Annotated in this window: 29 protein-coding genes; 6 read left to right on the top strand and 23 right to left on the bottom strand. The window is 61.4% G+C overall.

Annotation, left to right across the window (positions count from 1 at the left end):
* Window positions 1–92: 92 nt before the first annotated feature.
* The 23 genes from map to rpsJ all read right to left on the bottom strand — a co-directional run bounded on the left by map (window position 93) and on the right by rpsJ (window position 13,645).
* A complete protein-coding gene (gene map, locus JSS27_19525; GenBank protein ID MBS0211142.1) occupies window positions 93–893 on the bottom strand; it encodes a type I methionyl aminopeptidase in 801 nt (266 codons plus the stop codon).
* Between the two features lie 6 nt (window positions 894–899).
* Window positions 900–1,529: an adenylate kinase gene (locus JSS27_19520; GenBank protein ID MBS0211141.1), complete on the bottom strand. Its 630-nt coding sequence runs from the start codon at window positions 1,527–1,529 to the stop codon at window positions 900–902.
* Window positions 1,530–1,541: 12 nt separating this feature from the next.
* Window positions 1,542–2,915 (bottom strand): preprotein translocase subunit SecY, encoded by a 1,374-nt coding sequence (secY, locus tag JSS27_19515; protein MBS0211140.1) that lies wholly within the window; start codon window positions 2,913–2,915, stop codon window positions 1,542–1,544.
* 249 nt (window positions 2,916–3,164) lie between these two features.
* Window positions 3,165–3,665 (bottom strand): 50S ribosomal protein L15, encoded by a 501-nt coding sequence (rplO, locus tag JSS27_19510; protein ID MBS0211139.1) that lies wholly within the window; start codon window positions 3,663–3,665, stop codon window positions 3,165–3,167.
* A complete protein-coding gene (gene rpsE / locus JSS27_19505) occupies window positions 3,662–4,153 on the bottom strand; it encodes a 30S ribosomal protein S5 (protein ID MBS0211138.1) in 492 nt (163 codons plus the stop codon). Before rpsE ends, rplO begins: the two co-directional genes overlap by 4 nt.
* 166 nt (window positions 4,154–4,319) lie before the next feature.
* Window positions 4,320–4,682 carry a 50S ribosomal protein L18 gene (rplR, locus tag JSS27_19500; protein MBS0211137.1) on the bottom strand — a complete coding sequence of 121 codons (363 nt, stop codon included), beginning with the start codon at window positions 4,680–4,682 and terminating at the stop codon, window positions 4,320–4,322.
* A gap of 99 nt (window positions 4,683–4,781) precedes the next feature.
* Entirely contained in the window at window positions 4,782–5,327 is a 546-nt protein-coding gene (rplF, locus tag JSS27_19495; GenBank protein ID MBS0211136.1) for a 50S ribosomal protein L6, read from the bottom strand.
* Window positions 5,328–5,385: 58 nt separating this feature from the next.
* A complete protein-coding gene (rpsH, locus tag JSS27_19490) occupies window positions 5,386–5,781 on the bottom strand; it encodes a 30S ribosomal protein S8 (GenBank protein MBS0211135.1) in 396 nt (131 codons plus the stop codon).
* 31 nt (window positions 5,782–5,812) lie between these two features.
* On the bottom strand, window positions 5,813–5,998 hold the full coding sequence (locus JSS27_19485) for a type Z 30S ribosomal protein S14 (protein ID MBS0211134.1): 186 nt from the start codon (window positions 5,996–5,998) through the stop codon (window positions 5,813–5,815).
* Between the two features lie 85 nt (window positions 5,999–6,083).
* Window positions 6,084–6,662 carry a 50S ribosomal protein L5 gene (gene rplE, locus JSS27_19480; protein MBS0211133.1) on the bottom strand — a complete coding sequence of 193 codons (579 nt, stop codon included), beginning with the start codon at window positions 6,660–6,662 and terminating at the stop codon, window positions 6,084–6,086.
* Window positions 6,663–6,847: 185 nt separating this feature from the next.
* Window positions 6,848–7,198 carry a 50S ribosomal protein L24 gene (gene rplX, locus JSS27_19475; GenBank protein ID MBS0211132.1) on the bottom strand — a complete coding sequence of 117 codons (351 nt, stop codon included), beginning with the start codon at window positions 7,196–7,198 and terminating at the stop codon, window positions 6,848–6,850.
* A 54-nt stretch (window positions 7,199–7,252) separates the two neighbouring features.
* Window positions 7,253–7,621, bottom strand: a complete 369-nt coding sequence (rplN, locus tag JSS27_19470; GenBank protein MBS0211131.1) for a 50S ribosomal protein L14 — start codon at window positions 7,619–7,621, stop codon at window positions 7,253–7,255.
* An 85-nt stretch (window positions 7,622–7,706) separates the two neighbouring features.
* Window positions 7,707–7,997, bottom strand: a complete 291-nt coding sequence (gene rpsQ, locus JSS27_19465) for a 30S ribosomal protein S17 (GenBank protein MBS0211130.1) — start codon at window positions 7,995–7,997, stop codon at window positions 7,707–7,709.
* 45 nt (window positions 7,998–8,042) lie between these two features.
* Complete coding sequence (gene rpmC / locus JSS27_19460) at window positions 8,043–8,249, bottom strand: 50S ribosomal protein L29 (GenBank protein MBS0211129.1); 207 nt, start codon at window positions 8,247–8,249, stop codon at window positions 8,043–8,045.
* Between the two features lie 99 nt (window positions 8,250–8,348).
* The gene (rplP, locus tag JSS27_19455) at window positions 8,349–8,765 is read right to left on the bottom strand and encodes a 50S ribosomal protein L16 (GenBank protein MBS0211128.1); all 417 of its coding nucleotides are present in this window, start codon (window positions 8,763–8,765) and stop codon (window positions 8,349–8,351) included.
* Window positions 8,704–9,402 carry a 30S ribosomal protein S3 gene (rpsC, locus tag JSS27_19450; GenBank protein MBS0211127.1) on the bottom strand — a complete coding sequence of 233 codons (699 nt, stop codon included), beginning with the start codon at window positions 9,400–9,402 and terminating at the stop codon, window positions 8,704–8,706. Before rpsC ends, rplP begins: the two co-directional genes overlap by 62 nt.
* Window positions 9,403–9,486: 84 nt before the next feature.
* Window positions 9,487–9,852 carry a 50S ribosomal protein L22 gene (gene rplV, locus JSS27_19445; GenBank protein ID MBS0211126.1) on the bottom strand — a complete coding sequence of 122 codons (366 nt, stop codon included), beginning with the start codon at window positions 9,850–9,852 and terminating at the stop codon, window positions 9,487–9,489.
* Between the two features lie 75 nt (window positions 9,853–9,927).
* Window positions 9,928–10,221 carry a 30S ribosomal protein S19 gene (rpsS, locus tag JSS27_19440; GenBank protein MBS0211125.1) on the bottom strand — a complete coding sequence of 98 codons (294 nt, stop codon included), beginning with the start codon at window positions 10,219–10,221 and terminating at the stop codon, window positions 9,928–9,930.
* A gap of 110 nt (window positions 10,222–10,331) precedes the next feature.
* Window positions 10,332–11,192 carry a 50S ribosomal protein L2 gene (gene rplB / locus JSS27_19435; GenBank protein MBS0211124.1) on the bottom strand — a complete coding sequence of 287 codons (861 nt, stop codon included), beginning with the start codon at window positions 11,190–11,192 and terminating at the stop codon, window positions 10,332–10,334.
* An 89-nt stretch (window positions 11,193–11,281) separates the two neighbouring features.
* Window positions 11,282–11,611: a 50S ribosomal protein L23 gene (rplW, locus tag JSS27_19430; protein MBS0211123.1), complete on the bottom strand. Its 330-nt coding sequence runs from the start codon at window positions 11,609–11,611 to the stop codon at window positions 11,282–11,284.
* A gap of 47 nt (window positions 11,612–11,658) precedes the next feature.
* Complete coding sequence (rplD, locus tag JSS27_19425; GenBank protein MBS0211122.1) at window positions 11,659–12,303, bottom strand: 50S ribosomal protein L4; 645 nt, start codon at window positions 12,301–12,303, stop codon at window positions 11,659–11,661.
* 54 nt (window positions 12,304–12,357) lie between these two features.
* Window positions 12,358–13,047, bottom strand: coding sequence for a 50S ribosomal protein L3 (gene rplC, locus JSS27_19420; GenBank protein MBS0211121.1), 690 nt, complete (start codon window positions 13,045–13,047; stop codon window positions 12,358–12,360).
* 268 nt (window positions 13,048–13,315) lie between these two features.
* The gene (rpsJ, locus tag JSS27_19415) at window positions 13,316–13,645 is read right to left on the bottom strand and encodes a 30S ribosomal protein S10 (GenBank protein ID MBS0211120.1); all 330 of its coding nucleotides are present in this window, start codon (window positions 13,643–13,645) and stop codon (window positions 13,316–13,318) included.
* Window positions 13,646–14,252: 607 nt separating this feature from the next.
* Here rpsJ and JSS27_19410 point away from each other — a divergent pair.
* From JSS27_19410 to JSS27_19385, 6 genes are all read left to right on the top strand, one after another.
* Complete coding sequence (locus JSS27_19410) at window positions 14,253–14,483, top strand: hypothetical protein (GenBank protein MBS0211119.1); 231 nt, start codon at window positions 14,253–14,255, stop codon at window positions 14,481–14,483.
* Between the two features lie 740 nt (window positions 14,484–15,223).
* Window positions 15,224–16,939: a S41 family peptidase gene (locus JSS27_19405; protein MBS0211118.1), complete on the top strand. Its 1,716-nt coding sequence runs from the start codon at window positions 15,224–15,226 to the stop codon at window positions 16,937–16,939.
* 316 nt (window positions 16,940–17,255) lie between these two features.
* Entirely contained in the window at window positions 17,256–19,673 is a 2,418-nt protein-coding gene (locus JSS27_19400; GenBank protein ID MBS0211117.1) for an MMPL family transporter, read from the top strand.
* Between the two features lie 309 nt (window positions 19,674–19,982).
* Window positions 19,983–22,187 (top strand): glutamine synthetase III, encoded by a 2,205-nt coding sequence (locus JSS27_19395; GenBank protein ID MBS0211116.1) that lies wholly within the window; start codon window positions 19,983–19,985, stop codon window positions 22,185–22,187.
* Window positions 22,188–22,427: 240 nt separating this feature from the next.
* Window positions 22,428–23,549 (top strand): hypothetical protein, encoded by a 1,122-nt coding sequence (locus JSS27_19390; protein ID MBS0211115.1) that lies wholly within the window; start codon window positions 22,428–22,430, stop codon window positions 23,547–23,549.
* A 29-nt stretch (window positions 23,550–23,578) separates the two neighbouring features.
* Window positions 23,579–24,385: hypothetical protein (locus tag JSS27_19385; protein MBS0211114.1), on the top strand; the 807-nt coding region annotated here is incomplete at its 3' end.

The following is a 24,385-nucleotide window of genomic DNA, read 5'->3' as shown; positions in this document are numbered from 1 at the left end:
GGAACGGGCCTTTGGCCCTGAAATGAAATGACGTGCGCATGCCCCCGGCCGTTGACCGGGGGCTAACGGGCGGATGAAAGCGCTTTGCCGCTCTAGCCGGCCAGTCGCTGGCACGCAGGGTGGTCGGGCGCGGCCGTCAGCGGCACGGGGCCGTCCTTGGTGATCGCGATCGTGTGCTCGAAGTGGGCGCTCGGACGCCCATCGACGGCCACTTGCGTCCAATGGTCCGACAGCCCCTTCACTTTCTTGGTCCCCATGTTGACCATCGGCTCGACGGCGACGACCAGTCCCGTGCGCAATTCAAAATCGCCGCCGCGACGCAATTGCGGGCTGACAAAGTTGGGCACTTGCGGATCTTCGTGCATCTCGCGACCAATGCCGTGGCCGACGAAGTTCTCGACCACGAAGAAGCCGGCGTCTTTGACGAAGGCGTCCATTTCGCGGGCCACTTCGCTCCACCGCTGCTTCTTGCCCATCAGATCGATGGCCAACTCCAGCGTGCCGCGCGTGACGTCCAGCAGCCGCTGCACTTCCGGGTGGACCTGGCCCACGGGGTGCGTGATCGCGCTGTCGCCGCACCAGCCTTCGAGCTTGCAACCCGTGTCAATGCTGACGACGTCCCCTTCGACCAACTTGCGCGGGCCAGGAATGCCGTGGACCACTTCCTCGTTGACCGAGATACACGTCACCGCGGGGAAGGGAACCTTGCCGGGCACGCCCTTGAACAACGGGACGGCATGCTTTTCGGCAAAGAACCGCTCGATGGCGGCGTCGATCTCGCCCGTGGTGGCGCCGGGACGGACCAGGCGCGCGGCGATTTGATGGGCCTCCCAGACGACGAGGCCGGCGCGGCGCATGCAAGCGATTTCACGAGGCGAGCGTAGCGTAATCACACCAGGTCACTTTCCCAGATCGAGGCGGCGGCTGACGATCTGCTTAATATCGTGAAAAACGTCGTCGGGCAAGCGTTGGCCGTCAATTGTTTCAAGCAATCCTCGCTCGCGGTAGTGTGCAAGGACCGGCGCCGTTTCCTGGCGGAATGCCTGCAAGCGAGCGGTAAACACCCGGGGCAGGTCATCCTCGCGACCGCGACCGGCCGCGCGACGCCACAACTCGTCGTCGTCAACCGTTAGCCCGATCACCAGCCGCAACGCCCCGCCAACGGCGGCCAATCGCTCGTCGAGCGCCCGGGCCTGGGGCAACGTGCGGGGGAAACCATCGAATAATACGCCCTGGGCGCACTCGGGGCGAGCCAATTGCTCATCGACGGCGGCCAGCACGATGGGGTCCGGAAACAGTTGGCCGGTTTCGACCAGCGGCTCAACCGCGATGCCGGCCGGAGTGCGGTCGCGAATCGCCTGGCGCAAGATTTCGCCAGTCGACAAGTGCGGCACGTTCAGCCAGCGGGCCAGGCGCGCGGCCTGGGTTCCTTTGCCCGAACCCGGCGGCCCGAGCATAGCAAACCAAATCGGCGACGATGTGCCGTGGGGCGCGCGAGCGCCGCCGGCCAAAGGACGAAAGTCATCCACGCTGCTGGCCGCTTACGCCTTTTCGAGCAGGCCGCGATAGTTGCGCATCACCAGGTGGCTGTCGATCTTTTGCACCAGGTCGAAGGCCACGCTGACGGCGATCAGCAAGCTGGTGCCGCCGTAGAAGCTGGCCATTTGCGCATCGACCATCGGGAAACTGCTCGACACCAACATCGGCGCGATGGCCACCAACGACAAGAAGCCGGCGCCGACGTACGTGATGCGGACCATCACCTTTTCCAGGTAATCAGCCGTCCGCTTGCCGGGGCGATAGCCGGGAATGAACGCGCCGTAGCTCTTCAGATTCTCCGACACGTCCTTGGGATTGAAGCTGATGGCCGTCCAGAAGTAGCAGAAAAAGAAAATCATCGCCACGTACAGGATGTTGTGCGTCCACGACGTGTACGAGCTAAAGGCGTCGGCCAGCATGTTGTTCAGCTTGGTGCCCCAGTTGGCCGCCATCCACTTGAACAGCATGGTCGGGAACATCAACAAGCTGCTAGCGAAAATGATCGGCATGACGCCGGCCTGGTTCACCCGCAACGGCAGGAACTGACGATTGCCGCCATAGACGCGGCGGCCGCGGACGTGCTTGGCGCTTTGCGTGGGAATGCGCCGCTGGCCTTGCGTGATAAACACCACGCCGACCACGACGGCAACGAACAGCACGATCAGCACCAACAGCACCTCGATCCCCATTTGGCCCGAGGTGCCCAACTGCAACCCTTCGGTGATCAGCGGCTTGATGATCTTGCCGATCCAGACGCTCGGCATGCGGGCCAAGATACCGGCCATGATCAGCAGACTGATGCCGTTGCCAATGCCGAACTCGTCAATCTGCTCGCCCAGCCACATCAGGAAGATGGTGCCGGCGGTCATCGTGATGACGGCAAAGAAATACCAACTCAGCCGTAAGTGCTCGCCGTCCAGAAACTGGGGCCGGATCATCGTCTTGCCTGGCGCGCCGTCGCCGACCAGGAAGTTCACGTACCACAAGCTCTGGCCCAAACAGAGAAACACGGTCAGATACCGCGTGTATTCGTTGATCTTCTTGCGGCCGCTTTCCCCTTCTTTCTGCAACTCTTCGAGCGGCTTCCAGACCGTGCCCAGCAATTGAAAGATGATCGACGCCGAGATGTACGGCATGATCCCCAGGCCGAAGATCGTGGCGTTGTCCAAGTCGGTGGCGGCGAAGGTGGCCACGGTCTCGAGCATCTTGCCGAGGCCGCCACTGTCGGACTGGAAGAAGTCCTTCATCTTCACCGGGTCGACAATCAACAACGGCACGTGCGAGCCGACGCGATAAATCGCCAGGAACAGCAGCGTCAGGAAAATCTTCTGGCGCAGCTCGGGAATGGTGAAGATGACGCGGACTTTTTCGAACATGGCAATCGCATCCGTACTGGCTGGGTGGCGGTCATGGGTTGGCGCCAGTGCGCCGGCCCCCTCGATCGCCACGTGTTAAGGCCGATGAAGCCATCAGCTTACCGCGATTGCCAGATGCGGCCAAGCGGAACCAGGCTTCGTAGGTCAGGTACCCTGTACCTGACAATGGTGCTTACCACCGGCTACGAATGTCAGGTACGGGATACCTGACCTACCAAAATCGGCTTCCACCCAGGCCGCTGGCGGTGCTTACTGCTGCGGCGGCGTGCGACGCTTCATCTTGTTCTTGACGACCGGCTTTGGACCCGCGATCACAATCGCTTCGCCGCCGGCTTGCTTGATCTTTTCCAGGGCCGTGGCGCTGAACTTGTGTGCGTGAATCTTCAGCTTCTTGGTCAGCTCGCCGTCTCCCAGAATCTTGATCTGGTCGAAACGTCCCTTGGCCAGGTCGCGCTCTGCTAGCACGGCCGGGGTGACTTCGTCACCGTTGTTGAACGTCGCGTCCAGGTCCGACACGTTCACGGCATAGACCGTCAGGGCCCACTGATTCGTGAAGCCGCGCTTCGGAATCCGGCGCGACATGGGCATCTGGCCGCCCTCGAACTTGGGGTGCATGGCCCAGCCGGCGAGTTGCCCTTGGCCCTTGTGGCCGCGGCCCGACGTCTTGCCCTGGCCCGAGCCCGGACCACGACCGACGCGCGTCAGCTTCTTGCGCTTCTTGATGCCACGGTTGATATCGCTCAGGTTCATGACAAGCTCACTCCTCGCAAGCGTTCAACATCGGCTCGCGTCCGCAGGTTTTCCAACGCCGAGATGGCGGCCTTGACCAGGTTGGCCGGATTGGGCGAGCCGAAGCTCTTGGTCAAAATATCGTGAATGCCAGCCGCTTCGCAGACGGCACGCACGCTGGCCCCCGCCTTGACGCCCGTGCCCGGGGCGGCCGGAATCAGCACCACGTGCGCCGAGCCATAGCGGCCTTCGATCACGTGGGGAATCGTCGCGCCGTTCATCGGCACGGTGATCAGACGGCGCGAACCGTCCTTGACGGCCTTTTCGACGCTCGGCGGCACTTCGTTGGCCTTGCCGTGACCCCAGCCGACGCGACCCTTGCCGTCGCCGACGACGACCATGGCCGAAAAGCTGAAGCGGCGACCACCCTTCACCACCGCGGCGCAGCGGCGAATGCGGACGACCTTCTCCATGATCTCGCCCTTGCCTTCGCGCTGGGCGGCGGCCATGTTCTCGCGCTTCGAATCGCGCTTGCGAGAGTCGCCTCCACCACTGCCACCTGATACACGTGAAGCAGCCACTGCGTTTGCTCCGACTAAGTTGGGTTAATCTGCTTTGTATTGTGCGTGATTGTTATCTTTGATTTGCGCGCGATCTTTCGCTTGCGCCGTCGGCTTAAAAGCTCAAACCTGACTCACGCGCGGCTTGGGCCAGGGTGGCAATGCGGCCGTGGTACTTGTACTCGCCTCGGTCAAAGGCCACTTCCTTGATGCCGGCGGCGATCGCGCGCTGGGCGATCAACTGGCCAATCGCCTTGGCGGCGTCCTTGTTGCCGCCGTACTTGATGCTGCTGTCTTTTTCGTTCGTGCTGGCCGCAACCAGCGTCGTGCCCGCGGCATCGTCGATGATTTGGGCGTAGGTGTGCTTGTGGCTGCGGAACACGCACAACCGCGGCCGGGTGGTGTTGCGCTTGATTTGATTGCGCACGCGCCAGCCGCGACGCATCCGTTGACGATAAATGGTTTTTTCGTGATTCATGGCCGGAGCCTCGAGATTGACCAGCTAAACCGCACGCCTCAGGCGGCGCGACACGCCGCAAGTGACGCCTTGCGAATGTTCTCTGACGTGTTTGCTTGTTTACTTCGTAACTGCCTTGCCAGCCTTGCGGCGGACGACTTCGCCTTCGTAACGGACGCCCTTGCCCTTGTATGGTTCGGGCTTGCGGGCGGCCCGCACTTCGGCGGCGAACTGACCGACCTTCTGCTTGTCGATGCCGTTGATCACGACATGCGTCTGATCGGGGCAAGTGACCTTCAGGCCGGCCGGAATCTCAAAATGGATTTCGTTGGCAAAACCGACGCGCAACTGCAGCGTGTTCTTCTGGATCGCGGCCAGGTAGCCGACGCCGACGATTTCCAACTTCTTGGTGTACCCATCGGTCACACCCACGATCATGTTGGCGACCATGGCCCGGGTCAGCCCGTGCATGGCGCGGCTTTCGCGGTTGTCGACCTTGCGGGCGATTTCCACCTGCTTGGCCGAGTCGTTGACGGTGAACGTGACCTCGGGGCGCAGCTTCAAGTCGAGCTTGCCGAGCTTGCCTTCAACGGTCAGCACGTCGCCGGCGACGTTGAACTTGACGCCTGCGGGAAACTTGACCGGTTTCTTGCCGATACGTGACATGGCGGTTGCCTTCGCTAATTCGATTCGACCGACCGCGCCGCGGCGCGATCCGGCATGCTTACCACAATTCGCACAGCACTTCGCCACCCAATCGGCGCTGCCGCGCCTCGCGGTCGCTGACCACGCCGTGACTGGTGCTGATGATCTTGATCCCTTGTCCGCTGAGGACCGGGCGGAGCGATTCGACGCCGCTATACACGCGGCGGCCGGGCTTGCTCACCCGCTTGACGTGCCGAATCAGCCGTTCGCCGTTCGGACCATATTTCAAGTGCAAGCGCAACTGCTTGGCCACGGAGCCTTCGACTTCCTCGAAGTCCCAGATAAAACCTTCGCGCTTCAACACTTCGGCCATGCCTCGTTTGACCTTGGACAACGGCAGCTCGACGTGCGGCTTTTCCACGCGCACGGCGTTGCGAATCCGGGTCAACATGTCGGCAATCGGGTCGGTCATCATTGTCGTCGTAGTTCCTGTCTTGGCGTTCCCATTACCAACTGGCTTTTTTCAGACCGGGGATCAAGCCTTGGTCGCCCAGCTTGCGCAGGCAAATCCGGCACAGCTTGAACTTGCGGTACACCGCCCGCGGCCGGCCGCACAATTGACAGCGCGAGACCTGGCGGGTGGAGAACTTCGGCTTGGTCTTGGCCTTGGCGATCTTCGATTTACTGGCCATTCGTCACCTAAAAATGCTCACTCGCCGCCAACGGCGGCGAACGGGACAAACTGATCTGTTCTGACCTGTGATTTCGTTTCGGCCGTTACTTCTTCTTTTGCTTGGCTTCTTCTTCGGCGGCGCCTTCGGCCTTGAACGGCACGCCGAACAACCGCAACATCTCGCGAGACTCGTCGTCGTTGTGCCCCGAGATCACCATCGTGATGTTCATGCCCTGCGGGCGGGTGAACTTGTCGGGGTTCAACTCTGGAAACACCAACTGTTCGGACAGGCCCAGGCTGTAGTTCCCCCGACCGTCGAAGGCGTTGCGCGGCAAGCCGCGAAAGTCGCGGACTCGCGGCAGGGCCAGCGAGACCAAACGATCGAGGAACTCGTACATCCGCGTGCCGCGGAGGGTCACCTTGGCGCCGATTTCCAAGCCTTCCCGCAGGCGGAAGTTCGAAATCGCCTTGCGAGCCTTCCGAACCGACGGCTTCTGGCCGGTGATCTGGGTCAGCGCCGCGACGGCGTCCTCGATGTGCTTCTTCTCGGTCACCGCCGAGCCGACACCCATGTTCACCACGATCTTTTCCAGCTTGGGCAAAGAGTGGCGATTGTCGCGGCCCAGCTTCTTGGCCAGCTCGGGGAGAATCTCCTTGTCATAGCGCGTCATCAAGCGCGGGATCACGCGCTCGCCGGGCGTCTGGGGAGCTTCTTCCGCCTGACTTTTTTTCGATTTGGTTGCAGCCTTGGCAGCCATAGTTGTTCACGTTCGGACTAAAGTTAAGCGTCGGTTCTTGCCGCTCGCGACGGCGGGTCGGCCAACGCAAGGCGGCCGACACATCTGCGGACTTGTTTTGTTACTGGTTGCTATTTGGCCACTTGCGCCGTCAGCCGGCGAATCGTGGTGCCCGAGCTCTTGCAGTACAGCTCGCGGACGCCGTCCTTGGTGACACGGACGCCGGTTTTCGTCGGCTTGCCCGTCGATGGCGAGACCAGCATCACGTTCGAGACGTCGACTGGCATCTCCTTCGACAGCCGGCCCCCCTGCGGGTTCTTCTGGCTGCGCTTGATGTGCTTGAGCACGCGATTCACGCCTTCGACCACCACCTTGCGGCGTTTGCGGTCGACCCGCAGCACCTTGCCGCGCGTGGGCTTGTCGGCGTCGCCCCGATCTTCACCGGTGATCACTTCGACTGTGTCGCCAACGATAATATGCATTGCACTCACCTACTCGTTCACATCCGCTTCGGGCCAACCCAAGGCGCCGATCCGTTAGACCACTTCCGCCGCCAGGCTGACGATCTTCATAAAGTTCTTTTCACGCAGCTCGCGGGCCACCGCGCCAAAGATGCGCGTGCCGCGCGGGTTCTGGTCGTTGTCGACCAGCACCAGGGCGTTGGTGTCGAACCGCACATAGCTGCCGTCGTCACGACGCGTGGGCGCCTTGCAGCGGACAACCACGCCGCGGACCACGGCGCCTTTCTTCATTTCGCTGCCGGCGATCACCGACTTGACGCAGCAAATCACCACGTCGCCCAGTCCGGCCACGCGCCGCCGCGACCCGCCCAACACCTTGATGCACATCACTTCCTTGGCGCCGGTGTTGTCGGCCACGACCAATCGGGTTTGCATCTGAATCATGGTTGCACCTTCACTATCGCTCGCGTGTCCGCTGACCTGGCAGCGATCACTCGCCCGGCCTTGGTAAATCTCGCCGGCCCTACTATTACGACTTCAATTCCTCGGCCGCCTTCATGGCCGCCAGATTGACCGCCTGGTTCTTCTCGACCACCCGGACCAGTTCCCAGCGCTTCAGGGCGCTGCGCGGCGGGCACTCGCGAATCTCCACGGTGTCGCCGATGTGCGACTCGTCCTGCTCGTCGTGCATGTGGCAGACCGTCTTGCGGTGCAAAATCTTGCCGTATTTGGCATGACGCACCAGCCGCGGAATTTCCACCCGGCGAGTCTTCTTGCTCTTATCGCGAGTAACAACACCAATGACTGTTCGCTTGGGCATGGCAGTACTGTCTTACGTAAAAGCGTTAAGGCGTTTTGTGTCTGTTTACTTGGCGGCGGCGGCCTTGATGGCCCGTTCGCTCAAAATGGTCTTCACCTTGGCGATCAAGCGGCGGTTCTTTTGCAGTTCGGTCGGTGCGTCCAACCGCTCGGTCTGGTGCTTGATCCGCAACCGGAACAGCGTCTCGGCCGCCTCCTTGGCGGTCAGATGCAGTTGCTCGTCGCTCATCTCGCGGAGTTCTTTGGCTTTCATGGTCTCACCAGCTTTAGCCCCCGGCCAGTGACCGGGGGCACTGTGTCATCTACTTGCGCAATGTTTCAATTGTCTTGGACTGGCAGTGCTCGTCGCGTTTTACAGCGGACGCCGACGGATAAACCGCACCGGCACCGGCATCTTGTGCGCCAAGCGGCGGAAGCACAGCCGGGCCGCGTCTTCGCTGACCCCGCCCACTTCGTACAGCACCGTGCCTGGCCGGACGACCGCGGCCCAGTATTCCGGCTCGCCTTTTCCCTTGCCCATGCGCGTCTCGAGGGGGATCGAGGTGATGCTCTTGTGCGGGAAAATGCGGACGTACAGCCGCCCTTCCGTGCGCAGATATTGCTGCGCACTGACGCGGCCGGCTTCAATCGTCTGAGCCGGAATCCAACCACCCTGCATCGTCTGCAAGCCAAAGTCGCCGAACACCACGCGGTTACCCCGCGTCGCGTCACCTTTTATACGTCCTCTTTGGCTTTTTCGGTGCTTGACCCTCTTGGGCATCAGCGCCATCGTTCTGACCCTCGTAGTACATGCCTTGATAGATCCACACCTTGATACCGATGTGGCCTTGCGCGGTCATGGCTTCGTGGAAGCCATAATCGACCTTGGCCCGCAACGTCGACAGCGGAATGCTGCCAGCGCCGGCCTTTTCGCACCGCGCCATTTCCGATCCGGCCAAACGACCGGACAGTTGAATCTTGATCCCCTTCGCGCCGGCGTCCATCGTCTCGTCGATGGCCCGCTTCATCGTGCGGCGGAAGCTCGACCGCTTGATCAGTTGCTCGCCGATGTTCTCGGCCACCAACTGGGCGTCGATCGCCGGGCGGTTGATTTCCTCGATCTTCAGGTTGATGCGGCGGCCGACCAGCGCCTGGAGCTCGCCTTGCAGCCGGTCGACTTCCTGGCCCTTGCGGCCGATAATCACGCCGGGACGAGCCGCGTGCATGATCACCTTGACTTCATCGCGGGTCCGCTCGATTTCGATCCGCGGAATGCCGGCCTGGCGGAACTTATCCTTGACGAACCGGCGAATCTTGTGGTCCTCGAGCAGCAGTTCGCTGAACTCTTTCTTCGAAGCGAACCAGCGGCTTTGCCAACCGGTCATGATGCCGGTGCGGAACGCGATTGGGTTGACTTTCTGGCCCATAAGGCTTGGCTCTTGCTTGGCTGCGGTTAGTGGCGACTTGTGTTTCGTGGCTTGGCGGTTGCGAACGTCTACTCTGCCTTCGTTCTACTCTTCTGCCGTGGCCGCTTGCTGCTGGGCGAACGGGCTGTCGAGCGTGACCGAAATGTGGCTGGTCCGCTTCAAGATCCCAAACGCCTGGCCGCGCGAGCGGGGGCGAATCCGCTTGAACATCGGGCCGCCGTCGATGCGGACATCGACGACGATCAAGCTGGCCACGTTGGCGTGACGCTGCTCTTCGGCGTTGCCCAGCGCGCTCTTAATCACCTTTTCCAGCAGACGGGCGCCGCGCTGGGGCTGATAACGCAACACGTTCAACGCGTCGTCGGCGTGCTTGCCCCGCACCAGGTCGGCAATCGGCCGGACCTTGCGGGCGCTAATGCGGGCATGCTTATGCGTGGCTTGGAATGACATGTTTCCCTCGACCGTCGCCGCGATGTGGCTCGCGTTACGACGACATCAATGCTCTCTGTTTTATGCGACTATCGCTTACTTACCCGGACCCGCGGCGGAGTCGGACTTCTTGGTGCCGCCGTGACCGCGGAAGGTGCGGGTCGGCGAAAACTCACCCAACTTGTGTCCGACCATGTCCTCGGTGACGAACACTTTCACGTGCGCCTTGCCGTTATGCACCATGAACGTGTGGCCCACGAACTCGGGCACAATCGTGCAAGCCCGAGCCCAGGTCTTGATCGCCTCTTTGCGCCCCGTGGAGTTCATCCTGTCGACCTTGAGGTACAACTTCGGGGTGACGAAGGGACCTTTCTTGAGCGACCTTCCCATACCGTTGGCTTCCTGATTGAACCGTTAATTACTGCGAACTGCTGACTTTTTTACTGCTGACTTCTTTGTCTTTTCCGACTAGCAACTAGCAACCAGCCGCTAGCAACTTCTTACGTGTGCAACTTCAACTGGCCGTAACGCCGCGACTTGCGGCGACGGACGATCGCCGAGTTCGACGGTTTGCGAGGCTTGCGCGTCGATCCGCCCTTGGCGCTCTTGCCCGTCGGGCTCACCGGGTGACGACCACCCTTGGTGCGACCTTCACCACCACCGTGCGGGTGGTCGATCGGGTTCATGGCGGTGCCGCGGACGTGCGGGCGACGGCCCATCCAGCGCTTGCGGCCGGCCTTGCCCAACACGATGTTCATGTGGTCCGGGTTGCTGGTGCTGCCGATCGTGGCGCGACAGGCGGCCGGCACGCGACGGACTTCACCGCTGGGCAAAGTGATCTGCGCCCAGTTGGCGTCACGCGCGCCCAGCGTCGCCGACACGCCGGCCGAACGGCACAGCACGCCGCCGCGACCCGGCTGCAGCTCAATGGAGTGAATCTCCATGCCCAGCGGAATGTTCCTCAGCGGCAAGCAATTGCCCACCGACGGCGGAGCGTCGGGGCCGCTCATCAACTCGTCGCCGGCCTTCAGGCCGATCGGGGCGATGATGTACCGCTTCTCGCCATCGACATAGTGCAACAACGCCACGCGGGCCGTCCGGTTCGGATCGTATTGAACCGATTCGACACGGGCCGCGACGCCGTCCTTGTCACGCTTGAAGTCGATGACGCGGATGAATCGCTTATGACCGCCGCCGCGATGTCGCGCGGTAATCACACCTTGGTTGTTGCGACCGCCGGTTCGCTTCTTGGGGATCAGCAGCGACTTCTCGGGCTTGGCGCCCGGCGTCAACTCGGCAAAGTCGCTGACGCTCGCGCCACGACGACCGGGAGTGACTGGCTTGTAGTTGCGAATACCCATGATTTAGTTCTGCTTCAGGCGTTGGCTTGCTGTCTGGTTGGTTTACTGTCAGGTTCTGGCTCGCCGATGGGCGGCAAGCGAACGATCATTTAGAAGAAGTCGATCCGGCTATCCGAGTGCAGCTTGACGATCGCCTTCTTCCAGTCAGCGGTATGGCTGGCACGATTCTTAATGCGGCGGGGCTTCCCCTTGCGGTTCACCGTGTGAACCTTCAGCACCTTCACGTGAAACAACTCTTCGACCGCGTGACGAATGTCGTGCTTGGTCGCCAGCGGATTCACTTCAAACGAGTACGCATTGTGCCGCGTCGACCGGTGCATGCCCTTTTCGGTCAGCAGCGGGCGGACGATCACCTGGTGCGGCGCCAACAGCGAGCTCAGCTCGGGGGCCGGGGCAGCTTGTTTTACTTTGGTTGCCATCGCTCAACTCTCCCATCAGCTCGCCGCGCCAGCGGCGAGAATATCTATCAGCTCGCCGCGCCGGCGGCGGGAATGCGTTGCCGGAAGGCATCGAGCGCCGCCTTGGTCATCACCACCTTGCGGGGACGCAAGATCGACCAGGCGTTTAGCTCGGCCACCGGCGCCACATCGACCCGGTCGATGTTCCGCGCGCTCTTGTACACATTCAGATCGTAACTGGCCGTGGCCAACAGCAAGCTCGCCCCATCGCACTTGATGGCCTTGAGAATCGCCGCCACGTCCTTGGTCTTGGGGGCCGACATTTGCAGATCGTCGAGCAGCACCACCGAGTCGCTTTGAATCTTGGCGGCCATGGCCATCCGCGTGGCCAACTGCACCGCCTTGCGCGGCAACCGGTAGTAAAAGCTGCGCGGCCGCTTGGCGAAAATGTGATTGCCGCCGCGGCGGACACCGCTGCGACGCGAACCGGCGCGGGCGTTGCCCGTGCCTTTCTGGCGATACATCTTCTTGGTCGTGCCGGCGACTTCGCTGCGGTTCTTGGTGCGGAACGTCCCTTGGCGAGCGTTCGCCTGGTACATCACCACCACGTCGTGCAGCAATTGCTTATTGATGGTCGAAGCGAGGGTGGCAGGGTCGATCTCGTACGAGCCGACCTGCTTTCCCGTTCGATCGTAGACTGGCAACTTGGCCATATGCGTGAGCCTTTAACTAACCGGCGGAGCCGTTAACTGACGATTCTTGTGCGTTTACTTAAGCATGTTTGTCGTGCGAATGACGACATAGCCGCCGTTCGGACCAGGGACCGCGCCGTTGACCAAGAGCAGGTTATTCTCCGGGTCGACGCGGACGACCTTCAGATTGCGCGAGGTGCAGCGCTCGGCGCCCATCCGGCCGACCATCTTCTTGCCCTTGAAGACGTGACCGGGGTAAGTGTTGGCGCTGGTGCCACCCGAGTGACGATGCACTTTCTTGACACCGTGCGTGGCGCGCTGACCGGCGAAGTTGTGCCGCTTCATCAAGCCGGCCGTGCCGCGGCCTTTGCTGATGCCGGTGACGTCGACCGATTTGACCTCGGCCAACAAGCTGACGTCGAGCTTCTGCCCGACCTTCACATCGCCAGCGGCGACGCGGAATTCGCGGACGAACCGCTGGGGCTCACAGCCCGCTCGCTCGGCCACAGCCACACCGGCCGCGGCGGCGCGCTTGGCCCGCTTGCTTTCGAGCTTGGCAACGTGACCACGCTCACTGCGAATGGCGGTGCGACGCGGCTTGTCGTCGAACCCGACTTGAATCGCTTCGTAGCCGTCGCGCTCTTTGGTGCGCAACTGCAACACGTGACAAGGCCCAGCCTCGATCACGGTGACCGGCACTACCTTGCCGGCTTCATTAAAAATTTGCGTCATCCCGATCTTGCGACCGAGTAGTCCAAGTGCCATCGCTATGTGCCTTGTGGTCTGTTGCCGACAGGGAGTCCTTCGACTGGCGGATCACAGCAACCCGAAGATTGCGTGCGATCGCTGCCTCTTAGCGAGGCGCGCCGACCTTACCCTGCCAACTTCCCGACATAGGTTTCGCTTACCGCAACCCAATGCGGCCCGATGCCTAATTTCGTAAACAGCCAGAAACGTAACTATCGTCTTCGAGCGGCCAGAACTTGTGCCAGCACTCGCTTGCCCAAGGGCAAACTTCGCTAGCAACTCGCTCTTAGTGGCGGCTCGATGCCTTGATCTTGATATCAACCCCCGCCGGCAAGCTCAGCTTGTTGAGCGCTTCGATGGTCTTGGCCGTCGAACGCACAATGTCAATCACGCGCTTGTGGGTGCGAATCTCGAACTGCTGGCGCGCCTTCTTGTCGATGTGCGGGCTCGACAGCACCGTGTAACGCTCGATCCGCGTGGGCAACGGAATCGGGCCGTGAACTTCCGAGCCGGTACGCTTGGCGGTGTCGACGATTTCCGCGGCGCTCTGGTCGAGCACCGAGTGATCGAACGACTCCATCCGGATGCGAATCACCTCGTTAGTTGTCCCAGCCACAATTCAACTCCCACGACCCAATCGGTCGCCATACAGCGCAGCAATCAGCACGCAACATCGCAAAACACAGGCGGCGGCCCGCGATTGATCCCGCGGAACCAGTCCGCTGGGCAACCATCTGTTACCAGGCCAGCCAGAGTACGAACTATCGCCCCTGAGGGGGAATCAAGGATGTTAGGCGATGTAGAAAAAGTTGTCAACGCCCCGGAAACGAGGAAAACCGGGGCAGATTCCGCCCGCCAGCAGAAAAATGAACATCGATGTGGCCGGGGGCAGGTTTTGCCGATCAGGCCCCCAAAGTGCCGGCGCAAGCCGGCGGTTGGCGCTAGAAATAGCGACCGCCAGCCTGCACAGTGCGGCATGCTGAATCCGGCCGCCTTAAGCACCAAAGGTGCGCCCCATACCAGCCTGGGGCAACGCCCCAGGTAGAGTCATCCAGGAAATTAAGGGCTGTAAGCCCGCTCCATCAGAAATAGGGCGGGCTTTCAGCCCTCAATAACTAGAGGCGACTTTGATCCTGGGGCGTTGCCCCAGGCTGGTATGTGCCGGGCCTTTGGCCCTTAAGACGTTATGATGCGTGACGTGTGCCGAAGAAATGGTGGCAAATATGAAATGCAGCCTTTGCGGCAACGATACGGGGCGTGACCAAACCGTCGCCTGGCACAATGACGGGCCATCGGGCCGAGCCGGCATGCACGGCAACGCCCTGGTGCCGATGACGCTCTGTCATGGCTGTGCCGCCAAACGCCGGGCCACCATGCTTACCATTTGGGTGGCAATCGTTTCGATCCCGGTTTTGCTGATTACGGCGCTGCTTACCTACTGGCTGCTTGGCTGACCGCCGAGGACGCCACTGCCATCAAGTTCCGTCGGCAAACTCTTTTGCACCCGACTGCGTAGTAAAACCCGGCTCACGCATTGAGCCTTCGCCCCTGGCGCACCGGCTGGCATGGACCGCCGCTCCTCGCGCCGTTAGCCCTCCGGATGTGAACACCCTATGGTGCTCGCACGTTACAGCTTACTCAGCCACTTTTTTGCCGCGGCCGCGTTCCGGTTGTGCTAGTCGTAGCAGATCTAGGCCAGCCGTCGGGACCGTGCTTTTTTGACCACCCCTGGATCGTGACCTATATTCCCATGAGCCCGAAATGCAGCACCTTGCACGTCGGACTCGCCGCCCTGATTTGCGTTGGGTGAGCCTGCTCACCCGCGTCCGCCCGACATGGCGCTCCCCACCTGGAAGCGCAACCAGCCCTAGCAAGCCGGCCTGGGTGTCTGGCTGATGCCGCGACGCAGTCAGAGCAACCTGACAAGTTTTGGTTTGCACGGAAAGCGAACTGATTCGAAACGCCCGAGCATGATTCGGCTCCGTCTCGCAGCGCCACTAAGGCGCTGGGTTCATCAGCTTACCGTGCCGCCCAATACGTTTGGGTTAGCACCATGCGAGGGACTGCCTTCAAGCTGCCACCTGCGATCGCGCGTCGGCCGAAACCAACGGTCCAACTGACGATTGCTCCCGCCAGCCCATCGGCATCTCCCGCGCTCGTGCCTGCCTGAGTCCGATCAACGATAAGGATTGTCATGCACCAGCCCTTCATGGTTCCTGGCCGCCGACTGCTCGCCGCGAGCGGTCGCACTCTCGGGGCGCTCACCCTCTGGCTGGCGGCGCTGGCCGGCACTGGTCTTGTGGGGGGCAACGCGCTGCGCGCCCAAGTCGCGTTTGTCACGCCGACTCCTCCGGCTCCGGTCATGGAAGGCGCGGTGACCGGCATTCTGGACCGTGGCCAGAAGATGGAGCAGCAACGCCGCTGGGGCGAAGCGCTCAGTCTGTACGAAGACGCACTCCGCCATCATCACGGCCATGCCGAGTTGGAACAGCGCTTTGCCGTCACGCGCACGCACTACGATCTAAGCCGGCGTTACAACGACGCCTCGTTCCGCGAAACCTTGTCGAAACTTACCTTTCAACAAGCGCTTGACCTGTATGGCGAAGTGCTGTTGAAAGTTCACACCCATTACGTCCACAACCCCAATTGGAACCAACTGTTCGATCGCGGCACGATGGCGCTGGAACTGGCTCTGACCGATCCGGTGTTCGTCGAGCGGAACCTGCCTCGCGCGACCGAGGCCCAGATCGATCGCTTCCGTGGCGAGTTGCACACCAAGCTCAACCTGCGCAAGAGCAGCCTGCCGATCGAAACCCGACATGCGGCACGCGAGATGGTCGCCACGTCGGCCCGGTTGGCGCACGAGCAATTGGGCCTGCTTGAATCGGCCGTGGTGCTCGAATACGTCTGCGGCGCGACCAACGCGCTCGACGCGTACAGCACGTTCCTCACGGCTGGTCAGTTGAACGAAGTCTATTCGCAAATCGAAGGAAACTTCGTCGGCCTGGGCATTGAGCTCAAGACCCAAGACGGCAACCTGTTGATCCTGAAGGTCATCTCGGGCAGTCCCGCCGAGCGTGGCGGTCTGCGCGCTGGCGATCTGATCACCGGGGTCGAAGGACGGACTGTCCGCGAGTTGTCGGCTGACCAGGCCGCCAACATGCTGCAAGGCAAGGAAGGGACGATTGTGCAACTGAGCGTGGTCACGCCGGGAACGGCGCCACGCCAACTGCGGATTCGTCGCGAGCAAGTCGAAGTTCCCAGCGTCGACAACGCGCGGATCCTCGACAGCACATTGGGCATCGCCTACTTGCGACTCACCTGCTTCCAGAAGACCACCGCTCGCGACTTGGACGCGGCCCTGTGGAAGCTGCACCGTGATGGAATGCGCAGCTTGATCATCGACCTGCGGGGCAACCCCGGCGGCTTGCTGACCACCAGCGTGGAAGTTGTCGACCGGTTCGTCGAACGAGGGACGATCGTCTCGACGCGCGGCCGCAGCGCGCAAGAAGACTTTGTCTACTCGGCCCACGAGCAGGGAACCTGGCATGTACCGCTGGTGGTGCTGATCGATGGCGAGAGCGCCAGCGCCAGCGAGATTTTTGCCGGCGCGATTCGCGATCATCATCGCGGCACGATCGTCGGCGCCCGCAGCTATGGCAAAGGCTCGGTCCAGGGAATCTTCCCGCTGAACCTGGCCAGTTCGGGCCTGCGACTGACCACGGCCAAGTTCTACTCGCCACAAGGCCAGGCCTATAGCCAGGTGGGGGTCCAGCCCGACGTGCTGGTCCAACAGACCGCGCGCCCCGTGGCCGACGACAACGGCAACGTGCGGCAACCGGTTGCCGAGGGTGACCCGGCCCTCGACGCGGCGACCAACGTGGCCAAGCGCGAAATGGCCCGCCGCTAGCACGGCGCGCTAATCACCCCCAAGCCGGCGGCTCGGGCGTCATCGAACGGCGACAAAGTCGCCGGCTTGGTACTCACGATGTGCGTTACGACCGACGCATTCCCTCCCGCTCCCTGTGGTTTCCGTAACGGCGTGGTCGCATTTTGCCCGCGCCAGTAAGATGTATGCGCGTCGGCTGGAGACAACGCCGGCGTGGCCGCCGCGGCGGTCCCATGTTTGTGCGCTTTTCGCGCCGCACGAAACGACGTGTCATTCGCCAGGGATGAGCGATTGACCGCGCCGAGCGTTCCTCTTCTTCTCACTTTGAATCCGCCCCATGTTTCATCTGCTCGGCAAGGTAGTTTCGCGGCACTGGTTGCTGGTGATGATTGCGTGGGCGGTTGTGGCTGCGGTGTTGCGGTTGCTTGCCCCCTCGTGGGACTTAGTGACCCACGACGGCGACCTGGCCTATCTTCCCGACCGGATGACTACCGTGCGGGGCGAACGACTGCTGGCTGCGGCTTTTCCCGGCAACAAATCAAAAAGCCAGTTCGTGATCGTAGCGGCGCGCGACGAGCGGCCGTTGTCGAGTGAAGACCTGGCCGCGCTCGAAACACTGGCCCACCAGGTCCGCGACCCCGCGCTCGAGCCCGAGTTGCCGCTGGTCGATGCCTGGACCCCCGCCAGCGATGTCGTCGGCCAAAAGTTAATTAGTCCTGATCGGCGCGCCGCCCTGGCGGTGATGCAACTGTCGACCGAGTTCATGGCGTTGCAGAACATTCCGATTCTCGATCGCATCTCGCGACAGGTGAACGCCTTTGCCAAGGAACCGAGCGTGCCGGCAGGGCTACACTTCGGCGTGACCGGCAGCGCTGCGGTCGGCGGCGACATGCAAGGCTCGGCCGGAGAAAGCATCAAGAACACCGAGTTGGTGACCGTGCTGCTGGTTCTAAGCATCCTGGCGGTGGTCTATCGCGCGCCGGTGCTGGTGCTGATTCCGCTCTTAACCTTGATGCTCAGCGTCGTCGTGGCCAGCGACGCCGTCGCGCTGTTGGCGTTGGTGAAGCAGCAGCCCGGCTGGGAATGGTTTGACTTTCAGTTGTTCAAGACGTCGAAGATCTTCGTCGTCACGATTCTGTTCGGCGCGGGGACTGACTTCTGCCTGTTCCTGATCGCGCGCTATCGCGAGGAGCTTGAACGCGGCTTTGGCCACGTGCGGGCGATCGAGCTCGCCTTGGAACATGTCGGCGGCGCGCTGGCCGCCAGCGCCCTGACCACGGTGCTGGGGCTGGGTACGATGATCTTCGCCGACTTCGGCAAATACCGAAACAGCGGGCCGGCCATTGGGCTGTGCCTGTTGGTGGCGCTGACCGCGTGCCTGACGCTCGCGCCGGCGATGTTGCGGGCGCTGGGACAGTGGGTCTTCTGGCCGCGGTATATTGGCGTCGATCGCAAAATCGCGGCCGAGGTCACGGGCATAAACGACACCGATTTGCCAGCGTCGACCGACGCTGCCGACCGGGCGACCAAGAAGTTCTGGTCCAAGATCGCGAACCTGGTCGTCGAGCGGCCCGGGCTGATCCTGGCCACCAGTGTCGCGTTGTTGAGTCCGCTGGCCATGGCCGGTTGGAACCCGCCAATTTCATACAATCTGTTGGCCGAGTTGGACCCCAGCCGGCCAAGCGTGCATGGGACCGCGCTGCTGTCCAAACATTTTCCGCCGGGCGAAACCGGCCCGGTGACTGTCCTGGCCCATAAAGACGGAGCCGCCTTCCAGTCCAAGGAGCGCGAGCAGGACATCGCGCGCATGACCAAATGGATGTACGACCTGCCCGGTGTCAAGCAAGTACGCAGCTACACCGAGCCGTTGGGCGACACGCCCGGTATGTACAACATCTTCCGTGGCAAGGGGCTGGCCAAGCTCACGGCCCGCGGCAACAAGGGCGCTCGGGCGATGTACCTGGCCCAGAACCCCGAGTTGGCTGGCGAGGTGACGCGGTTTGATTTGATCCTGGAATACGATCCGTTCTCGATCGAGGCGCTGCACTTCGTCGATCGGCTTGACACCGATTTGCAAAAGTTCGCCGCCGATCCCAAATCCCCTTGGCACGACGTGCAGTTCGATTTTCTGGGCACCTCGGCCGCCACACGCGATTTGAAAACGGTGACCGAGGCGGACCGGCAGTTGATCCAGCAACTGGTCGTGTTCGTCGTGATGGGCGTGTTGATGGTCTTGCTGCGCCGGCCGGGGTTGTGCCTGTATCTGATGATCTCGGTGCTGTTCAGTTACTTTGTCACGCTCGGCGCGACGCACCTGCTGTTCTCGCACTGGTATCCCCACTTCCAAGGGCTCGATTGGAAGGTGCCGATCTTCTTGTTCGTGATCCTGGTGGCCATCGGCGAGGACTACAACATCTTCCTGGTCACGCGCGTGATCGAGGAACAAGCCAAGCACGGCGCGCTGGCCGGCTTGCGCATCGCGGTGACGCAGACCGGCGGCATCATCACCAGTTGCGGCGTGATCATGGCCGGCACCTTTGTGTCGATGATGACCGGCACGCTGAAGGGGATGCTTGAACTGGGGTTCGCTCTGTCGATTGGCATCATGCTCGACACGGTGGTGGTGCGGCCGATCCTGGTGCCGTGCTATTTGGCGATCGTCGAGAACATTCGCGGGACCCTCGTGCAGCAACGAGGAGCGACGACCGACGACCCAGTGGAAGACAAATCGATGGTTGCCACCGGGCGCGACTGAGAAATGCCGCACGCGCCGCATAGCTCCCAGCTTAACTTGACGCTTCCTCGCAATGTGTCCGTTCCTTCTGCCGTCATCAGAACGGCAAATGCCCTGGCCCTGAGCAGGGGCGTAGCGGACGTGCCAAAGTTCCGGGCAAGTCGCGTTTTTCGGGGGGCCACTTGCGACCCACTTTCGCCTGTAATAAGTTGACGTGGCGCAATGGGTTAGCCCAACGCCACGTGTTCGCAAGTCAAGTGCGGCATGACGTTTGCTAGCTAGTGGGCAACTTTTTGGCGGCGCGGGGATCGACCCTGCGCCCATCTCGATTTGGTTCTTCCTTCTGAGGAGGCTCAGTCCGTGAGTAGTGCACGTCAGGCGGCGATCGCGGCGGTTACGACCTATGAAGCGAAGGAGCTGAGTTGCTCGTTTCGCGACAAATCGACCACCGAATTGTTCGGCACGAATGTCTTCGGCCAACAGCAGATGAAAGAACGTCTGCCCAAGCCGATTTACAAAGCTCTCCAACAAACCATTCGCAACGGCGCCAAGCTCGACCCCAACGTGGCCGACGCCGTGGCCATTGCGATGAAGGACTGGGCCCTCGAGAAGGGCGCCACTCACTACGCCCACGTCTTCTATCCGCTCACCGGGTTGACGGCCGAAAAGCACGACAGCTTTTTGAACCCCTCGGGTGACGGCACCACCATCGCCGAGTTCTCCGGCAAGGAACTGATCCAGGGCGAGCCTGACGCGTCGAGCTTCCCCTCGGGCGGCATCCGCGCCACGTTCGAAGCCCGCGGTTACACCGCTTGGGATCCAACCAGCCCGGCTTATTTGCTCGAGAATCCGAACGGCACGACGTTGTGCATTCCGACGGCGTTCTGCTCGTGGACGGGCGAGGCGTTGGACAAGAAGACCCCGCTGTTGCGCTCGATGCAAGCCGTCAACAAGCAGGCGCAGCGCTTGCTCAAGTTGCTGGGCCACGACGATCCAGGCCAGGTGACCGCTTCGGCCGGGCCGGAACAGGAATACTTCCTGATCGATCGCAACTTCTACTTCGCGCGGCCTGACCTGGTGGCGACCGGCCGGACCTTGTTCGGCGCCAAGCCTCCCAAGGGCCAGGAGTTTGAAGATCACTACTTCGGCACCATTCCCGAACGCGTGCTGGCCTGCATGCTCGATACCGAACGCGAGCTGTTCAAGCTGGGCGTCCCGGTCAAGACGCGGCACAACGAAGTGGCCCCGGCACAGTACGAAATCGCCCCGGTCTACGAGAACGCCAACGTCGCCACCGACCACCAGCACATGATCATGCAGCGACTGCAACAAGTCGCGCAAAAGTACGGCATGGTCTGCTTGCTGCACGAAAAGCCCTTCGCCGGCATCAACGGCTCGGGCAAGCACGTGAACTGGTCGATGGGCTGCAGCCTGGGCAATCTGCTGGAACCGGGCGCCAATCCGCACGAGAACATGCAGTTCTTGCTGTTCTGCGCGGCCGTGATTCGCGCCGTCCACCTGCACTCGGACCTGCTCCGCGTGGCGGTGGCCTTTAGCGGCAACGATCACCGGCTGGGCGCCAACGAAGCTCCGCCGGCGATTCTGTCGATCTTCTTGGGCGACCAGTTGTCCGACGTGTTCGAACAATTGGAAAAGGGTGGCGCCAAGTCGTCGAAGTCGAGCGGCACGCTGCTCGTCGGCGTCGACACGCTGCCGCCGCTGCCCAAGCACGCGGGTGACCGCAACCGCACCAGCCCATTTGCCTTTACCGGCAACAAGTTCGAGTTCCGCGCCGTGGGTTCGAGCCAATCGATCGCCGGCCCGCTGGTGGTGCTCAACACGATTGTCGCCGAGTCGGTCGACTATATCGCCACCGAGCTTGAAAAGGCCACCGGCGGCGACACGGGCAAGTTGAACTCGGCCGTGCAATCGTTGTTGCAGTCGATCACCCAAAAGCACAAGGCGATCATCTTCAACGGCGACGGCTATTCGGAAGCCTGGCATCAGGAAGCCGAGCGCCGTGGCTTGCCGAATCTGCGCAACACGCTGGATGCGTTGCCGGTGCTGCTCAAGGCGGAGAACGTCGAGCTGTTCAACAAGTACGGCGTGTTGTCGCCACGCGAAACGCACAGCCGCTACGACATCTACCTCGAGCGGTACTGCAAGGACATCAACACCGAGGCTTTGACCGCGGCGACGATTGCCCGGACCATGATTCTGCCAGCGGCTTATCGCTACCAGGCCGAGTTGGCTGGCGCGGCGGCGTCGCTCAAGGCGGTGGGCAAGAACCCGCACCTGGGAACGCTCGACACCTTGACCGACCTGGTCGCCAAGCTGGAAGCGGCGGCCGACGGCCTGGACAAGGCGATCGACCACAAGGCGTCGGGCGATTTGATGTCCCACGCCAAGCATTTCCGCGACACGGTCATGCCGGCCATGGGCGCCGTGCGGACAGTGGCCGACAAGCTCGAAGGCATCGTCGCCGACGACCTGTGGCCGCTGCCGAACTATCGCGAGATGCTGTTCATCAAGTAATCGCTGACACCACTCGCGCCCCGCGGCCACCGGCCCCGGGGCGATTCAAACCAACCGCTCGGACTCGCCCAGGGTCCGCGCGGTTTTTTCTTGCGCGGAAGTCGCGAATACGCCGCCCTGGCCTATTCTTCGCGCTGACAAAGCCCGTCATGCAAAAGTACGATTACTCGTCGAGTACTCGCAGCCTTAACCAGTCGACGATCAAGCAATCGTCGCTCCAAGTTTTGCGAGAAAACAAATATGTATCGAAACGCGAATCGCCAGGACCATCAGCAACCATCCGTGAGTGAACGGACCAATGGCTCGCAGTTGTCTCCGGGCGCCAAAGCGTTTGTCGACGCGATCCTGGGCCGAACCGACTCGGTCGAGCGGCGCCGCGCCGAGGAGGAAGCTCACGCCCAAGAGTTGCGCGAGTGGGTCGCTTCGATCACGACCACGGAAGGAACGTGGGATCCAGCCAAGCACCCGCGCGGTGGCTATCCTCAGAATCGCGGGTGGTGGTCACCGGGCGGCGGGTCGAACTTTGGGTCGCGCGGCTCGCACGATGATTCGTCACCGGGGCGTAACGTCCAGGGAAGACCAAAGGGCGGCATCTCTGTCACCACGGTTCAGCACACCAAAACAAAAGAGGAAACGAACCACGCTCTTGGCGAGCGCGAATGGAAAGCGGCGGCTGGCAATTTTGCCAGCCGTGGCAAGTTTGTTGAGTTCGTACCGGGCGGCAAAGTAAAGCTTCGACTCAACAACCCCAATGGCACGACCCGAGACGTGGAACTCGATCCCGCGCAATTGAGCGCCGACGATCAAGAGTTGATTCGCGGTCTGAAAGCGCTGCCCGACAACGTGCGGTTAGACCCGGCCGCGCCTCAAGTGTGGAAAGAAAAAGTGCTGCGAGACGTCGCGAAGCTAAACGAGTTGGCACACGGGGCAGAGATTCTCAACGGGGTGGGAGAAACTGCGAAACCATCGAAGTCATTTATCGGCGGAAAATGGCATGAATTCCTGCCCGTAAACAATGCCCCGGTGACGATCGTGCCTGCGACGCCAAGCCAAGACAACCGCACTCGATTCACACCGCAGGGTTCCGAGGGAAAGGCGAGTGATGTCACCGTTCACTACAACCCAGACAACTTCCAGGGGGATCTAGTCGTTGGCGGTGGCGACCGCACACGCCCTCCTTTCATCGCCTTGGGCAAGGAACTAACGACAGCTACGCGAGCGTTACGAGGCCGAACTGGTGCGGCAGATGCATCAGGGTTGAGTCTTCCGGAAGAAAGCAAGAGCCGACGAAGCGAAAACCAACTTCGTGATCAATACAATAGGAAGTACAAGAAAAACCTCCCACAAGCAAGAGTTCCATAGCACGTTGGCCTATCGCCAGGAAACACCGCATGCCATCTGCTCGTACGTTTCGCCGCAGCGCTTTTGCATTACTAATCTTGTTGGCAACGTCATGTGGATGGCTTGCGTGGAACTACGCCAAAGCGGTTGAGCAGGCCCGCATTGTCAGCGCTGTCGAGCGCGTTGGCGGATTTGCGGTTCACGGCGATTCTTTCGCTTGGCGGCACCTTCGCTGGCTGGAGGGTATCGTAGGTATCGACATGCTCGTCGGAATCAACAGTGTCGATCTTCAATATTGTCGGAATCGAGAATCGGTGCTGTGCGAAGTTGGCAAGCTGCAAGGCGTTGAATGGCTGTGCCTAAGCCATGGGAACCTTGACGACGAGGACATCAAGTCGATTGGCAAGCTTGCGCAATTGCGATTGCTTCACATCGACAACGCGATGATTGCTGACGAGAGAAGCCTTTCACATGTTGCTGAATTGAAACACCTGGAACGGCTACAACTTCGTTTTGCCGGAATCGGAGATCTTGGCCTCGCGAAGTTGGCGCCACTGGTAACTTTGAGAGACCTTGACGTCTCAATCAACACCAGCATTACCGACGCCGCCATTCCCGAGCTACTGAAATTGCGAGAACTTCGCTGTCTCAATCTCAATGGCGCTAAAATCACCAACCAAGGTCTAGCGATATTACAAGGCCTGCCTTACCTGTCTTCGCTTGAAATTGGCACGACCGACATCAACGACGACGGGCTCGAAGTTCTAAGTCGATTTGATCAATTGAGATTCCTTGAGCTCAGCGATACGAGCATCTCCAACCGTGGGCTAGATCAGTCAGCAACCACCGGCAGAGCC

This window comes from Planctomycetota bacterium (assembly GCA_018242585.1).
Taxonomy (GTDB): Bacteria; Planctomycetota; Planctomycetia; order Pirellulales; family PNKZ01; genus JAFEBQ01.
The sequence above is the reverse complement of the archived record's forward strand: the minus strand, read 5'-3'. Positions and strand labels throughout refer to the sequence as shown.